This is a genomic window from Clostridium amylolyticum (assembly GCF_900142075.1).
Lineage (GTDB): Bacteria > Bacillota > Clostridia > Clostridiales > Clostridiaceae > Clostridium_AA > Clostridium_AA amylolyticum.
Map to the genome: position 1 here is coordinate 360,727 of NZ_FQZO01000003.1, position 15,451 is coordinate 376,177.

Annotated in this window: 12 protein-coding genes and 1 pseudogene; 7 read left to right on the top strand and 6 right to left on the bottom strand. The window is 32.5% G+C overall.

All coding sequences use genetic code 11. The features are described 5' to 3' along the window. Positions 1 to 39: 39 nt before the first annotated feature. The 3 genes from BUA82_RS08910 to BUA82_RS08920 all read left to right on the top strand — a co-directional run bounded on the left by BUA82_RS08910 (position 40) and on the right by BUA82_RS08920 (position 3,888). The gene (locus BUA82_RS08910; protein WP_073006780.1) at positions 40 to 2,727 is read left to right on the top strand and encodes an FAD-dependent oxidoreductase; all 2,688 of its coding nucleotides are present in this window, start codon (positions 40 to 42) and stop codon (positions 2,725 to 2,727) included. An 82-nt stretch (positions 2,728 to 2,809) separates the two neighbouring features. Continuing rightward, positions 2,810 to 3,562, top strand: a complete 753-nt coding sequence (locus tag BUA82_RS08915) for a DUF975 family protein (RefSeq protein ID WP_073006782.1) — start codon at positions 2,810 to 2,812, stop codon at positions 3,560 to 3,562. A gap of 149 nt (positions 3,563 to 3,711) precedes the next feature. Beyond that, entirely contained in the window at positions 3,712 to 3,888 is a 177-nt protein-coding gene (locus tag BUA82_RS08920) for an H-type small acid-soluble spore protein (protein ID WP_073006784.1), read from the top strand. A 160-nt stretch (positions 3,889 to 4,048) separates the two neighbouring features. On the opposite strand, the gene BUA82_RS08925 is transcribed toward BUA82_RS08920, so the two are convergent. The 4 genes from BUA82_RS08925 to BUA82_RS08940 all read right to left on the bottom strand — a co-directional run bounded on the left by BUA82_RS08925 (position 4,049) and on the right by BUA82_RS08940 (position 7,667). Continuing rightward, the gene (locus BUA82_RS08925) at positions 4,049 to 5,356 is read right to left on the bottom strand and encodes a bifunctional folylpolyglutamate synthase/dihydrofolate synthase (RefSeq protein ID WP_073006787.1); all 1,308 of its coding nucleotides are present in this window, start codon (positions 5,354 to 5,356) and stop codon (positions 4,049 to 4,051) included. 221 nt (positions 5,357 to 5,577) lie between these two features. Continuing rightward, a complete protein-coding gene (locus BUA82_RS08930) occupies positions 5,578 to 6,018 on the bottom strand; it encodes an NUDIX domain-containing protein (RefSeq protein ID WP_073006789.1) in 441 nt (146 codons plus the stop codon). A 310-nt stretch (positions 6,019 to 6,328) separates the two neighbouring features. Further along, on the bottom strand, positions 6,329 to 7,324 hold the full coding sequence (locus BUA82_RS08935; protein WP_073006791.1) for an HAAS signaling domain-containing protein: 996 nt from the start codon (positions 7,322 to 7,324) through the stop codon (positions 6,329 to 6,331). Next, positions 7,311 to 7,667, bottom strand: coding sequence for a PadR family transcriptional regulator (locus tag BUA82_RS08940; RefSeq protein ID WP_083599859.1), 357 nt, complete (start codon positions 7,665 to 7,667; stop codon positions 7,311 to 7,313). Before BUA82_RS08940 ends, BUA82_RS08935 begins: the two co-directional genes overlap by 14 nt. 231 nt (positions 7,668 to 7,898) lie before the next feature. On the opposite strand from BUA82_RS08940, the gene BUA82_RS08945 reads away from it, so the two are divergent. Further along, complete coding sequence (locus BUA82_RS08945) at positions 7,899 to 8,663, top strand: YdcF family protein (RefSeq protein ID WP_073006794.1); 765 nt, start codon at positions 7,899 to 7,901, stop codon at positions 8,661 to 8,663. 884 nt (positions 8,664 to 9,547) lie between these two features. On the opposite strand, the pseudogene BUA82_RS20965 reads toward BUA82_RS08945, so the two are convergent. Next, a pseudogene (locus BUA82_RS20965) lies at positions 9,548 to 9,997 on the bottom strand (staygreen family protein); the annotation flags it as partial. A 129-nt stretch (positions 9,998 to 10,126) separates the two neighbouring features. On the opposite strand from BUA82_RS20965, the gene BUA82_RS08955 reads away from it, so the two are divergent. The 3 genes from BUA82_RS08955 to BUA82_RS08965 all read left to right on the top strand — a co-directional run bounded on the left by BUA82_RS08955 (position 10,127) and on the right by BUA82_RS08965 (position 13,754). Then, positions 10,127 to 10,978: a GNAT family N-acetyltransferase gene (locus BUA82_RS08955; protein WP_073006798.1), complete on the top strand. Its 852-nt coding sequence runs from the start codon at positions 10,127 to 10,129 to the stop codon at positions 10,976 to 10,978. Positions 10,979 to 11,259: 281 nt separating this feature from the next. Beyond that, positions 11,260 to 12,240, top strand: a complete 981-nt coding sequence (locus BUA82_RS08960) for an ABC transporter ATP-binding protein (protein WP_073006800.1) — start codon at positions 11,260 to 11,262, stop codon at positions 12,238 to 12,240. Next, positions 12,237 to 13,754 (top strand): ABC transporter permease/substrate-binding protein, encoded by a 1,518-nt coding sequence (locus BUA82_RS08965; protein WP_073006802.1) that lies wholly within the window; start codon positions 12,237 to 12,239, stop codon positions 13,752 to 13,754. Before BUA82_RS08960 ends, BUA82_RS08965 begins: the two co-directional genes overlap by 4 nt. Before the next feature lie 518 nt (positions 13,755 to 14,272). On the opposite strand, the gene BUA82_RS08975 is transcribed toward BUA82_RS08965, so the two are convergent. Next, positions 14,273 to 15,451: a Ger(x)C family spore germination protein gene (locus BUA82_RS08975; protein ID WP_073006804.1), complete on the bottom strand. Its 1,179-nt coding sequence runs from the start codon at positions 15,449 to 15,451 to the stop codon at positions 14,273 to 14,275.

Sequence of the window (15,451 nt, forward strand, 5' to 3'; positions counted from 1 at the left end):
AGGAAAAATCAATAGTAAAACTTTTGGGGGGCATTGGGGATGGTAAAAGAAAGAGTATTGGAGCTTGCTAATCACATTAACAGGTCAAAGCCTGGTTCAAAATTAGGAATTAAACCGGGGGATCCAGAGTATATGATCTTGGAACCTGTGGTTTCTGAAGAAATGGCAGAGGTGGGGCTTTGTCTTGAGTTACGTAAACCTAAGAGTGCTGAAGAGGTTGCTCTTTTATGTGGTAAATCCGTAGAGGAAACATCAAAAGTCCTATGGAAATTGGCAGTGGATGGTGTTTGTTTTGTTAATGAAATAGATGGAGTAGATAAATATTGGCTGGAAACTTGGATTCCAGGAATTATGGAAATGATGGTTAATAACAAGGAAAACGTTAAAAAGTATCCTGAAATTGCAGAGGCTTTCGAAGCCTATGGAAGAGTAAGAGGGGGAATATCCGCAGGCAATTTCCCTATAGGTAAAGGGTTAATGCGCGTTATCCCCATTGAACACGCCATTGAAGGAGAAACCAGAAGAGCATCTTATGAAGAGGTTTCTAAATATCTCAATGATAATAATATTTTCTGCGTTTCAGATTGTTCCTGTCGTACAGCAAGGGAAGTTATGGGAGAAGGCTGCGGTCATTTAAAGGAAGACATGTGCATTCAGATGGGTAGGGCTGCGGAATATTATATTCGTACAGGCAGAGGAAGACAGATTACCAGAGAAGAAGCCTTTGAAATTATAAAAAAAGCTGAAGAAAATAGTTTGGTGCATCAGATTCCTAATACTGATGGTTCTGGGAAGACTCATGCCATTTGTAACTGCTGCGGATGTTCCTGCTTAGCTTTAAGAAGTGCGGAGATGTTCTTAAATACAGATATGGTACGCTCTAACTATGTTTCAAGAGTAGACAAGGATAAATGTGTGGCCTGCGGAGAGTGTGTGGAAAACTGCCAAGTTAACGCATTGATGTTAGGTCAAAAAATTTGCACAAAAACACCTATAGTGGAGAAGAAAAGAGAGCTTCCTTATGATACAGAATGGGGGCCAGACAAATGGAACCCAGATTATCGCATTAACAGAAAAGTTGTGGTAGATACAGGCACAAGCCCCTGTAAAGCAGATTGTCCTGCTCACATAGGAATTCAGGGATATATTAAGCTGGCTTCTCAAGGAAGATATACTGAAGCTTTGGAGCTTATTAAAGGAGAAAACCCATTCCCAGCAGTGTGTGGACGTATATGTCCAAGGAAATGTGAATCTGCTTGTACCAGAGGAGATATTGATGATCCTATAGCTATTGATGATATAAAGAAATTTATTGCAGAACAAGATTTAAATAAGGAGCATCGTTATGTTCCTAAAATAAAGCACGATTATGGAAATAAAATTGCAGTTGTAGGGGCAGGCCCCTCAGGTCTTTCTTGCGCTTACTATTTGGCTATAGATGGCTATAAAGTAACGGTGTTTGAAAAGGAAAAGATGTTAGGAGGAATGTTGACCCTAGGAATACCTTCCTTCAGACTGGAAAAAGATGTGGTGAATGCAGAAATAGATGTTTTAAAGGAATTGGGAATTGAGTTTAAAACTGGCGTGGAAGTAGGGAAGGATGTAGCCTTAGAGCAGCTAAGAAGAGAAGGCTTTGAAGTCTTTTATATTGCCACTGGGGCTCAAGCTGGAAGAAGGCTGGGAATTGAAGGGGAAGGGGCCCAAGAAGTAATCAGCGGTATAGAATTTTTACGTAAGGTTAATCTCAATAAAGACATGAAAATGGAAGGAAGGGTAGTAGTAATAGGCGGAGGTAACGTTGCCATTGATGTAGCTAGAACAGCAACTCGATTGGGAGCATCCCAAGTGGATATGTTCTGTTTAGAAAGCAGGGCGGAAATGCCAGCTTTAAAAGAAGAAATTTATGAAGCTTTATCAGAAGGCATTGGCATATACAATTCTTGGGGACCTAGAGCTTTCATTAGTGAAAATGGACATATTTCTTCCATAGAATTTAAAAAATGTACTTCTGTATTTGATGAGAATGGAAGGTTTAATCCTAAGTTTAATGAAAATATATCAAAGATATTCCCTGCATACCACATAATAATTTCTGTAGGTCAGGCCATGGATTGGGGAGGATTGCTAGAAGGTTCTAAAATTCAATTAAACCCCAATAACACGGTGAAAGCTGATGCCTTTACTTTGCAGACAGCTGAGCCAGATGTATTTGCTGGAGGGGATGCATTAACTGGACCAAAGTTTGCTATAGATGCTATTGCTGTAGGCAAGCAAGCTGCCATTTCCATCCATCGGTATGTACACCCTGGACAAAGTTTAACTATGGGGCGTATTAAGAGAGATTATCGTCCCCTTGATAAAGAAAACCTTAATCTTGAAGGATACGATAGTCTTCCTAGACAAAAATCAACTCATGTGGACGGAAATAAATCTAGAGAATCTTTCAAGGATTTACGTGGTATATTTACAGAAGAACAATTGAAGATGGAGACAGAACGATGCCTTGGCTGTGGGGCTGCGGTGGTGGATGAATATCTATGCGTAGGCTGTGGAGTGTGTACCACTAAATGTAAATTCGATGCTATTTCGTTGGTGAGAAAATATGATGCAGAGGGTGTAGAACTTAAAGAAATAAAAAAGGCAGTAGTAAGGCAGGCCTTAAAGCGTAAGATAATAATTACTGTGAAAAAGCCTGTGAAATTCTTGCAGTCTGCTTTCCAAAAGTAAATCACCGGCAGCTACATGAGTTATTTATCAATAACTCATGTAGCTGCCATTATAGTAATATATATTTATGGGAGGGGATAATATGTGGACAAGAGAATCTTTAAAAAGTAAAGCAAAAGAAGTATTGCAAGGAAACTACTGGAAGGCTTTTTGGGTTAGCTTAGTTCTTGTGATTGTGACTGTAAATGGAAGCTCAAGTGGAAGAAATAATTCAAAAGTAAATGGCGGTATCGATAAGATAGCTGGTTCTGCAAGACCAGTTATATCAGATTTATTTAGATTATATTTAAAGCTTTCCATGATTATTGCATCCATATTAATTATATTAATTATTTTAAAGATTTTAATTGGTTTTATTCTTGAGGTAGGAGGAAGAAAGTTTTTTATTAAACTATCAGAAGGGGAAGTAAATATGGGATATCTTGGGCACTATTTTAATAGAGAAAGCTATCTTGATATAGTACTTACCATGCTTCTTAGGGATGTTTACTTAATTTTGTGGACTCTATTATTAATAATTCCAGGAATTATAAAAACCTATGCCTATTCTATGGTACCCTATATTTTAGCGGATAATCCTTCCATAGGATATAATAGGGCAATAGAATTGAGCAACAGCATGACTGACGGAGAAAAATGGGATATATTTGTACTGGAATTATCCTTTTTAGGGTGGTTTTTGCTGGGAACACTAGCCTTATTTATAGGACAATTATTTGTATACCCATACTACTATACTACCAAAGCAGAACTATACCTAACACTTAGACAAGAAGCCATTGCAAATGGTTTAACATCTTACGAAGAATTGAATTTACCTAATTTTGAGGAATAAGACTCTAACTGTGAAGGCTAACTATAATGATTCTACAAATAAAGCAACTGGTGTATTGAAGTTAATGAAGAGATTGAGATGTAGTGAGGTATGTTTTTATTTTTACAGGATAAAATATATAAAAATTATTGTAAAAAGGAGAAGCATATATGGATATAAAACGAGCTGGAGAAATTATTGAATCTTTAGGGGTAATAGAAGTAAGCTATAAAGGAGAGCCTGTTTGGATAGAGAATATTAATCAGCAAAATAGTACAGTTAAAGTTAAAAATATGAATACAGATAAAGAATTAAATGTAGATATAAAAGATTTAGAAGAAAATTAATTTTGTCCCTAGGCTAAAAGCCTAGGGTATTTTTTATATCTAATTATTCTATAGAAAAGGGATTGCCACTAAGAAAAAAAGATTAAGCCAAGGGGAGTTAATAAACAAAATAGACCCCTATGAGTTTTTTATTAAACTCATAAGGGTATATTTTATATTTTTAGATTTGAACTGTATTTATTATTTTTCTCATATCACCAATCATGTATAATGAACCGCTGATAAGCAGTAAATCTCCATTATCACAAAAGGAAAGACCAGCTTTAAGTGCTTCTTCATAATCCTTAAAGGCTTCTGCCTTAGTATTATAAAGTTTTATTATTTCTGCTAGTTCTTCCGCTAGCTCAGCTCTTTCTGAGTGAGGAGTTATGGCAATGACTTTTTCTGCTTTTGGTACTATGATTTCCACCATTTCTTTTACCTGTTTATCAGCCAGGATGCCTAAAATAAGCACTAATTTTTTATAGGAGAAATAAGTATCTATGCTATCACACAAATTTTTAATTCCGTCTATATTATGGGCACCATCTATTACTACCATAGGATTTTTGCCCATGATCTCTAAACGTCCTGGCCATCTCACTTTGCTTAAAGCAGAAGATATATGATCATTTTTGATATCCAAACCCATGGATATAAGCTGTTCTACAGCATATATCACCGTAGCGCAGTTTAATAACTGATGCTTTCCCAGTAAGGATAAACTAATATTATATTTATTATTTTTAGTTTCTATCAGGATATCCTGTAAAGTTGCCCCTTCTGGTGAATTGGTTACTTTAATAAAGCTTACGCTATTTTCAGGTACTAATATAAGCTTAGCATCCTTTTCTATAGACTTTTCTTTTATAACTTGAAAGCTTTCATCCTTCTGAGGATATAAAACCAATGGCACCTTATCTTTAATTATTCCTGCTTTTTCATAGGCTATCTTTCCTAAAGTGTCTCCAAGGATTTGCATATGATCATAGCTTATAGAACCTATAATACTTAAAATAGGAGTAATTACATTGGTTGAATCTAATCTTCCACCAAGTCCAACTTCTATGATGGCATAATCCACCTGCTGTTTATAAAAGTATAAAAACATAGCACAAGTTATTATTTCAAATTCTGTAGGATGATCATAACCCAATGCTAAAACTTCATCTACAGCCAAGGATACTTCAGTAACTACTTCACTTAATTGGCTTTTAGGAATATTCTTCCCATTAATTTGCATTCTTTCTTCAAATTCTTCAAGGAAGGGGGAAGTATACATGCCTGTTTTATATCCAGCTTCCATGAGTATTTCATTTAGCATGGCTGTAATAGAGCCTTTGCCATTAGTGCCTCCAATATGAATGCATTTCAGCTTTTTATGTGGATTACCTAGAAGCTCCAGAATTTTTTCAGTTCTACTAAGCCCTAGGTTGCTACCAAATTTGCCGGTATTTGTTATGTAATTCATTGCCTCATCATAATTCATAATGTTCACCTTTTACTTCAGATATATTTTTATTAATGAGTTAAGTTAAATTTAAGTCTACTATATTATTAAAGCAGTTTCAATGGCGGACAGATGAGTTAAGCAGATATTCCAAGTCCAGCTTTGGCGTGGTGAAAAATACACTTAATATAAATAAATGATCCTATGAAGTTATCTTACTCCATAGGAGGTTTTTATTATGTTCTTTTTATGAAAATAATTTAGCGGATAAAGGCTTGTGTTGTTTCAGCCAGAGCATCTTCCAGCCAGAGGGGATCCATTTTTAATATGTCCATTGGTAATTGATCACGGGAGAAGTAACGTAAATCCAATGTTTCTGGTGAAGAGGCTGTAAGATCTCCTCCTACTACTTCAGCTTGAAAGCAGCAAGTTACGAAGTGTGTTATACGACCATCTGGATATTGAAAAACTTGATAGCTGGGTTCTGAGTAAACGCCAATTAATCGAAGTATTTTAACTTTAAGGCCTGTCTCTTCTAATACCTCTCTAACTGCGGCAGCTTCAACTGTTTCTCCAGGTTCCACATGTCCAGAGGGGATACCCCATAGATTTACATCAGCTCTTTTTTGTAGTAGTACCTGATTTTCTTTATTGAATATAACTATTGCTACTCCTGGACAAATTTCTTTTGCTTTAAACATATACATAATCCTCCTTAAAAAATTAATGGCCCGAGAAGAAAGTTTCAGCGCAAAGAAAATACGCTGAACCTTCCCCCTCGGGCCTTTTATGCCAATAGGTGCCTCTTGCCTTAGCAAGATTCGTAGCCCTCGGTCACAGACCCTTACCTACTGTAAGGCGGAACCCTAGCTACCTAATCCCAGTTCATCAATTTACCAATTAAATTATAACAAATTTTAAATTGTTTTGATAGATGAATTTATATTGACCTTGAGAAGGTTTAATTTTAAAGGCAAAGAAATTCTTAAATTATAAGTTTAATTTCCTATTTCACCTCTTACCTTTTATAAAAGCTGCAACAGCATCCCATATACTAATTACTGCAAAACAAGCTCCAAATATCCACAGGTTATTAGACCAAATTGGTGTTATCTTAGTAATAGGTATATTGGTATAATCAGCAATAGCTAAGAAAAAGTTTTGATTAAATAGGTATTCATCACTGATTACTACCCATACTAGTATAGTTAATGCTATATTATGAATAGCATTAATCATGGCTAGTGGAAAACTCCACTGCATAGATATAAATTTCCATATAAAAATAATAAGCTGAATTATAGCAAATAGAACAATTACAAAAATATAGGATTGTAGACGCTCAATAGAAAATAATGGGGTAACTTCAATAACTCCATTAGCTCCTTTTACGTACAATGCAATAAGCTGAGGATTAAAATATACTAGTGAAGTGAAAAGTACAGTACAGAACATTGAGAAAAGAGTTTCGCCACGAGAGATTTTTCTTTTATCTGATAAGGGTATGGTTTCTAAGTCTTCTAGAGACCATTTTTTCTTTATAAATGGTATTTTTCCTTCGTTAATTCCCGTCCTTTCCAGTACAGCGAAAGATAAAGTTACCCATAAAGCTCCTTGCATTACTCCTTGAATAACGGTAACTAGCATGTCTGTAAAAAATTCAATAATCATGTTAGTAAGATTACTATCAATGGTTGGATTGAATATCCACTTAAGCATGGTAATGGATGATAATATAGTAATAACAATACCTGTCACCAACTTGAGTACAGAAAAGTAACTATCATAAAGAGTAGGACCTATTAAATATCTTTTATTTGGACTGTATTCTTCAGCAAGATTTATAGGGTTACCTAGCTTCTCAAGCACTTTACGAACATCGGTTTCAGTTGGATTTTCAGGTAGCATGTCTTCTATATTTGCCTGAAGCTCTCTGCTTACATCTTTACGAATATCTTCTGGTAAGCGTTGAGTAACAGCATATAAATACCGATCAATCAGGTTCATTATTGTCATCCTCCTTTAATAATATTTCTAACTGCTTTGAAATAAATTTCCATTCATTTTTTAAACGAGCATACACTTCTTTTCCTTCTTCACTTAAAATGTAGAATTTACGGGGTCTGCTTTCACTTGTATCCCATTCACTTATGAGAAGGTTCTGTTTTTCTAATCTTCGCAATAAAGGATAAAGTGTTCCGGCTTCAATAGGTACATTTTTCTCTTCTAATTTTTGAACTAGGGAATATCCATACTCCGCACTATGAAGCTGGCTAAGCACTGAAAGTACCAATGTTCCTCTTTTAAGTTCTATAATAAGTGAATCAATTAATTCATCCATAGAATTCATATAATCACCTCATAATAATTATAGTGTATGTCATACACTATTGTCAATAATATAATATTATAGAATTATAAATATTGTTTAAATTTGTAATATCCAAATTAAATACTCATGAGTTAAATAAATAGAAGTCATATGAGTTGTGAATTTAAATAAAATAAGTCATAACTCATATGGCTCTATTATGCTATAATATAAATAATTTTAACTGTGATAGAGAAATAAGGGAGAATTATGAAAAAGAATATGTGGATTTTATTTACTATATTAGGAATAATAAATATTTTATATTTTGTAGCTCTGCTAGGTTTTTCAACGAGGATAAGTTTCTCGGGATTTTTTGCTTTGGCTGGCTGTGCCTTCTTATTTTTAGCCTTTATATTTTATAAAAATATGATATTTAATAACAAGTTCCTAATTATGCTATTTAGCGGTGGCAAGATTATTTTAATATTATTTCTTACATCCTTTGTAATAATACAAAGTTTTATAATATATCATGGAAATAAAAGTTATACTAAAAAAACAGATTATCTAGTTATTTTAGGTGCGGGATTAAATGGAGATAAATTATCCTTGTCTCTTTTAAAGCGTATGGAAAAATCCATAGAATATCTAAAATTACATCCGGATTCTACTGTGGTAGTATCTGGCGGGCAGGGACCCAATGAAACCATATCAGAAGCTGAGGCTATGAAGAGATATTTAGTTTCTCAAGGAATAAAAGAAGAACAAATAATTAAAGAAGATAAATCCACCAATACCATGGAAAACTTAAAATTCACTAAGAAAAAGCTTGATGAGGTAAATAAAAAAGAAGGGAATTATGAAATTACCATAGTAACCAGCGGATTTCACATGTTTAGATCTAAAATTTTAGCAGCCAGAAATGGTTTCAAAGCTCATGGCTATCCCTCATCTACCTATGCGGTTTTAATTCCTAACTTTTATGTAAGAGAGTACTTTGCTGTTATTAAATCTTTTATTTTTGATAGGTAGTAAAGTGGCAGCCATATGAGTTATGAGTTATTGTTTTTTAAACAACAACTCATAACTCATATGGCTACCATTCTTTTTATTATAAAAAATATATAAATGATTAGAGAACAGGATTCATGTAAACAAAGTTAAAGCTTATATAAAGAAATCAAATTTGTACCAGGTATAGAAGCAAACATTCTTGAAGATATAAATTTTTCTCCATCCCAGGAGAGGAGGTTTTCAATATAACCTAAGGTATCACTGTTAGTTGTACCAATAATGCGTTGAAAAGCTAGTAAATCATAAGAATTGATTTTTTCATCATTTATAATGGGAACTAAGGCATTTAAAGCAAGAACTTCCCCTTGTACAGGTCCCTTTAATTTACCACTTTCTTCATAATACTGAGATACGTAATTATAGCCTTTATAGCTTATATCTAATACAAAAAGTTTATCTAGCATAACATTTCCTATATTAACTTTATATAAATCAGTATAATCTACTCTATACTTATATTCTTTATTGTAATTATCAAAGTTAAAAATTTCTCTAAGATTATTATTCTTAAATGAATAAATATAGAAGTATCCATATCCTCCACTGCCTCCTGAATCTATGCTTACTTTTATATCATCTATAGTATCCATTGTAAAATCTCCCAGAAATAACCTTGGGCTATATCCTGAATTAAATGAAGGAGTGATGGTTTTTCTTTCCTTTGTATGTCCATTTTCCACTACCACAGTAATGTTGTCTATGAAAATTCCTGAGGCCCCATCGGGTTTATTGCCATATAGATATACTTTATCTAGAACTCCATCTCCAGTAACATCACCTAGTTTCATATCAAGTAAATATGGGCTTCTCCAAGGAAGGCTTTTATAGGAATTTATATGAGATCTGCTTAAACCATAATCCGAAAAAGTCCCCCAGTTTTCTATTTTGTTAAATTGATAAATTGAGGACATAAAGTGCACTATTATGGGAGAAGTATTTAGCTCAGGATGTGAATTGAAAAATTCTTTATCACCATACTTAATAGCTTCTAAAGCAAGGGGGAGTTCTCGTCTAAATACATAATTTCTTATAGCTGTAATCATTGGATTTTTTCCATCTACATATAAATACACGTAAAAAAAGTATTTTTCTCCTTTTTTAATCCATTCACCCAGGACTTCATCTCTCATGGAATTAGTTTTATCATAAGCATATACTAAGGCAATAGTTAAGAAAAGTTCAGCAGTTATATCGGAATGAGTAAGTGTATATCTTCTGGGGATAATGGGTTTTGTAGCAGTAACACCTGGCCTAAACTCCACTGAAAGTTTTTCAGGATTCAATCTTATCATTTACTATCTCCTGTTTCATATTTCTCATAGGATTATTATATGATTAATAAAGAAAATGGCATCCATATGTTGTTTACTAAATGGTAAATATAGTATATAATTCTAATAAAAATCATAAGGGTGATGGATATGATTATATATGATAAATGTAGTAATATTGAGTTTGAAAAGGTATATCAAGGGTTTAAGTCAGGGTTCTCAGATTATATTATAAAAATTGAAATTTCTAAAGAGGATTTTATGAAGCGTTTCTTTGGACCAGAAGGAAATAAGTTAGAGTACTCATTTATAGCGCTAGATGGTGGAAAGCCTGTGGGCTTAATTTTAGGCGGAATTAAAGTTTATGAAGGTGTAAATACCCTTCGTTGTGGAACCTTATGTATCCACCCTGAATATAGAGGGAAGGGAATAAGTAAAGCTCTTTTTGGAATGCATAAAGAGGTTGCTCTAAACCATGATTGTAAGCAGATGTTTTTAGAGGTTATTGTAGGTAATGATAGAGCGATTAAGTTCTATAGAAGGTTAGGATATAGTAAAGTTTATGACATAAGTTATTATTCTCACAAGGATCCATCTAAACTGCAAAGGGAACTGACTAATTCAATGGATATAAGGAAAGTTGAGTTTGAAACTATACTAAATTTAGCTGATAAAATAAATGATGTACATGTAAATTGGCAAAATGATTTTGATTATATGAAGAAAACAGAAGACCTAGTTCACTATGGAATTTACCAAGAGTCAAAATTAATAGGAGCTCTAAGTATAACTATAAAGGGTAAAATATTTTTCATATGGACCAACCCACAGTATAGACATAAGGGAAGTGCATTAAGTCTTATTAAAAAAGCTACCCAGGATCTTAAATTAAATACTATAAATATAAGTTTTCCTAACAATGCTTCTATAGAAGGGTTTTTGAATCATATTAAATTTGAAAAAGATAATATTTCTCAATATGAGATGTATTTAATTATTTAACATATAAGAGTGCACTATTTTCATATCATGGAGGGGTTTACCATAAGAAAGTAAAGGAATCTCTAAACAGAATATTATCATAATAAAAGATTTAATGTAAATGGCATCCGTAGGGTTATTGCTAAATAACCCATATGGATGCCATTTTAAATTTCATGATTTTTTAATTTTAAAGTCAATATTAGTCCATAAATCTTTAATATAATAAGTTTTAAATAAAAAATTATAATCTTATTAAAATAATATTATATTTAAATGAAAGAGATTATGAGGAGTAAAAAATGATTAAATTTGAAAATGTATCTAAGAGTTATGAGAATGGCGGTGTAGCAGTAAATTCTTTAAATTTCAGCATTGAAGAAGGTGAGTTTTTTGTTCTTATAGGGCCAAGCGGTTGCGGTAAAACCACCACCCTTAAGATGATAAATCGCTTGGTGGATTTAAGTAAGGGAACCATATATATAAATGATAAAAAAATAGATGAATATAACATTCATGAATTGCGCTGGAATATAGGTTATGTATTACAGCAGATAGCTCTGTTTCCTCATATGACCGTTGAAGAAAACATAGCCATAGTTCCGGAGTTAAAGAAATGGGATAAGAAGAAGATTAACTATAGAATTACAGAACTTATGGAAAGTGTTGCTCTTGAACCTAAAGAGTATAGGCACCGTAAACCCTCTGAGCTTTCTGGAGGGGAACAACAGCGTATAGGGGTAATACGTGCCCTTGCTGCTAATCCTAAAATTATTTTAATGGATGAACCTTTCAGCGCTTTAGATCCTATCAGTCGTCAAAAGCTTCAGCAAGATATGCTTACATTACAAAAAAAGATAAAGAAAACTATTGTTTTTGTAACCCACGATATGCAGGAAGCATTGGCTCTGGGAGACAGAATTTGTGTTATGAAGGATGGGGAAGTAGTTCAATGTGATACCCCAAAAGAGATCATAGAACATCCTAAAAATAATTTTGTTAAGACTTTTTTTGAATCTGGAAATATCTATAAACCTTCTTTATTTAGTAGAGAATATAAAGTAAAGGATGTAATGTATGCTAAGCTTTATAACTCCTATAAAAGTGAAGATGGCACATTAAGCATTAAAGATACGGAATCCTTGGAAACTTTGCTTAATAGAGTATTAAAGGAAAAGAGTGTACCTATAGATCATCTGGGAGAAATAGTTGGTACTATAACTCATGAACATGTGCTTAAATTTATATCTCTTAATCTGGAAAAAGGTGGTGAACTTTCATGAATACTTTAATATCCACCCTAATAAGCCGTAGAGAACAATTGTGGTCTGCTCTTTTACAGCATATGCAGATTTCCTTTATATCAATATTTATTGCTATAATTATTGCAGTGCCACTGGGAATATATATAACCAGGCATAAGAGGTTGGCTGAACCAATTATACAGATATCAGCTATTTTTCAAACCATACCCTCTCTTGCTCTTCTTGGAATTTTAATCCCTTTTGTAGGAATTGGACAAGTTCCTGCTATTATTGCACTGGTAATATACGCTTTATTGCCTATTGTTAGAAATACCTATACTGGTATTAAGGAAATTGATCCAGTATTAATTGAAGCTGCAGAAGCCATGGGGATGAACAAGGCACAGCAGTTATATAAGGTTGAGCTTCCTTTAGCTATGCCTGTAATCATGGCAGGTATTAGAACAGCTATGGTATTGATTATTGGTACAGCTACCTTGGCTGCTTTAATTGGTGCCGGTGGCCTTGGGGATTTGATTCTACTTGGAATTGATAGAAATAATAACAGCTTAATATTACTTGGAGCTATTCCTGCGGCGCTTCTCTCTATTATCTTTGATGTTTTGCTACGATATTTAGAGAAGGTGTCTGTAAAAAAGTCCATGATAGCTATGACCCTTGGCCTAATAGTGGCTGCCTCTATAGTTATAGTTCCTTATTTTACTCATGCTAAAAAGGAAATTGTAATTGCTGGTAAGCTAGGTTCTGAACCCGAAATTTTAATTAATATGTATAAACTGCTTATAGAAGATGAAACTGACATAAAAGTTACATTAAAACCTGGCATGGGTAAAACTAGCTTTCTTTTCAATGCGTTGAAATCAGGAGATATAGATATTTACCCTGAATTTACAGGTACAGCACTAGAAACTTTTATAAAGGAAAATGCAAAAAATAAAGATCCGCAGCAGGTTTATGAACAAGCGCGCCAAGGCATGGAAAGTAAATTTAACATGGCATTTTTAGAACCTATGAAATATAACAATACCTACGCTTTAGCTGTATCCTCAGAGCTGGCAAAAAAATATAGTCTCACGAAGATTTCGCAATTAAATAATATTGAAAATCAAGTTAAGGCAGGCTTTACCCTGGAATTTGCAGATAGAGAAGATGGATATTTAGGTATTAAAAAGCATTATGGATTAAATTTTAATAACTTAAAAACTATGGAGCCTAAATTGAGGTACACTGCTATTAAATCAGGGGATATTGATTTGATAGATGCATATTCTACAGACAGCGAAATTGAACAGTACAATTTAAAAGTATTGGAAGATGACAAGCAATTTTTCCCTCCTTATCAAGGAGCTCCGCTAATGCTTACAAAAACTCTTGAAAAGTATCCTGAAGTTGGAAAATCCTTGAATAAACTTTCAGGTAAAATAACAGATGATGAAATGCGTAAAATGAATTATGAAGTTAACGTAGAAGGTAAATCAGCTAAAGAAATAGCAGAAAACTATCTTCAAAAAGAAGGTTTAATTAAAAAATAAATCTAAAGATAATATTAAAAAATTTCCTGAAAATTTATATTTTTATAATTTTAGGCAAGTAGCTCAATTAAAGGGTGCTTGTCTATTTGTTTTTTTATTATTACTATGTTTCTATTAATTATTCCTAATGTAATAGTAATCAAGTATGCAAGCAATATAATCATAAATAAACAGGTTGAGGCAAAGGATAATCATGTTTCATAGAAAAGTTAAATAAAAATAATACTAATTTAGAGCTTTATAATATACTTTTATTGATATTAATACATAAAAATTTATTTCATAAAGTCTACAAAGCTTGGAAATATACTTTCTATTAAATAAAAGGATATCTTAGTTAATGAGATGTTTTTTGAAAAAAATGTAATACCAAGTAGAATATAAGAAATTAAGACTATAAAAAAAGTACAGAATAAAGTTTTTTTATCTTTTTCAGTTGATTTCTTATATATAATATATTCATAAAATATAACTAAACTCGATGTGATTATAAATGAAATATTCATAGTACACCTTCTTTATTGTATCTTTTCACTAGTACTATTTGTATCTGTAACAGTAAGTTTTGTATTTAGGTTAATGCTTAAATTGTCTACAAAGATTTTATTCCATTCTTCGGGGGTGAGCTTTGAAATTTGTGGATATTTTCTTTCAAAAGCTCCTCCAAAGTTAAAAATATCAACTTTAAATTCTTTTTTTGCTTTATCAAAGGTTTTTAAAATTTTCCTATTAAGTTCTTTTGATATTCTATTCTCTAATGCTATTAAATCTATAGTTTTTAAGGATTCTTCATTAGAATACTCAACGATTTCTGATGTGCTTTTTATATCAACGTTTATAACATGGTTCCCATCTGTAACCTCTGGCATTAATGTAACTTTAGGATCTCTAAGTTTTACTGTAATTTTATTTTTGGGATTTTCATCTTGTAGAACATACACTCCTTCATGTATTTTATCTCTAATAATATTTACAGCTAAAGTTTCATTTATATCTAAAAGACCTAGAAGCTTATATTTGTATAGTACTCCTGTTCCTAATATTTGAAGGTCAGCTGATGAGTCTTTACCTCCTTTATTCTCTGATATATTTTCAGCTTCTGTTGTTGGTTTAAGTGCAAAAACATTTAAGATGCCCACACCGCTATTGCTATTTGCTTCTTTAATAAATTCGTATAATTTTGTATCCACACCATAACCAGATAACTTTGTTTGTTTAATAATTCCAAAGATTTCATCGGAAGTAATATCAATGTCGGTATTCTTCTTGTTAAATAAATTATAGTCTTTTTTATCTGATATTATAAAATAAGCATTATTTCTTCTCTTAGGATCTCTAATAAAAAAATCTACAGCTTCTTCAATACCCCTTTCTGCATATTCTTTACTTAATATAACAACTCTTATAGATGGATAAAAATTTTTTTTACCATGAGAAGAAAGAGCGCCTTTTCTAAAAGCATGGTAAATAGAGTCTCCTAAAAATGTGCTAATGGTGGTTTTAGGGGTTGTTTCATTTCCTTCAGAGGAGGTGACAGAAGCTATATTTTCGCATGAAACCATTATCTTGTTATCTTTAGTAATATCCACATATATTCCGGATATTATATTATAATTAGTTATATCATAGTATCCTTTACAACCAGAAAATATAATAGAAATAAATATAATAAATATTTTTTTTATTTTATTTTTCAT

Bases quoted from the DNA above. Each gene is read 5' to 3' on its own strand.
- BUA82_RS08910 (WP_073006780.1), top strand. From the start codon at position 40: ATGGTAAAAGAAAGAGTATTGGAGCTTGCTAATCACATTAACAGGTCA.
- BUA82_RS08925 (WP_073006787.1), bottom strand. From the start codon at position 5,356: ATGAATTATGATGAGGCAATGAATTACATAACAAATACCGGCAAATTT.
- BUA82_RS08965 (WP_073006802.1), top strand. From the start codon at position 12,237: ATGAATACTTTAATATCCACCCTAATAAGCCGTAGAGAACAATTGTGG.
- BUA82_RS08955 (WP_073006798.1), top strand. From the start codon at position 10,127: ATGATTATATATGATAAATGTAGTAATATTGAGTTTGAAAAGGTATAT.
- BUA82_RS08935 (WP_073006791.1), bottom strand. From the start codon at position 7,324: ATGAACCTGATTGATCGGTATTTATATGCTGTTACTCAACGCTTACCA.
- BUA82_RS08945 (WP_073006794.1), top strand. From the start codon at position 7,899: ATGAAAAAGAATATGTGGATTTTATTTACTATATTAGGAATAATAAAT.
- BUA82_RS08920 (WP_073006784.1), top strand. From the start codon at position 3,712: ATGGATATAAAACGAGCTGGAGAAATTATTGAATCTTTAGGGGTAATA.
- BUA82_RS08975 (WP_073006804.1), bottom strand. From the start codon at position 15,451: ATGAAAAATAAAATAAAAAAAATATTTATTATATTTATTTCTATTATA.
- BUA82_RS08960 (WP_073006800.1), top strand. From the start codon at position 11,260: ATGATTAAATTTGAAAATGTATCTAAGAGTTATGAGAATGGCGGTGTA.
- BUA82_RS08930 (WP_073006789.1), bottom strand. From the start codon at position 6,018: ATGTTTAAAGCAAAAGAAATTTGTCCAGGAGTAGCAATAGTTATATTC.
- BUA82_RS08915 (WP_073006782.1), top strand. From the start codon at position 2,810: ATGTGGACAAGAGAATCTTTAAAAAGTAAAGCAAAAGAAGTATTGCAA.
- BUA82_RS08940 (WP_083599859.1), bottom strand. From the start codon at position 7,667: ATGAATTCTATGGATGAATTAATTGATTCACTTATTATAGAACTTAAA.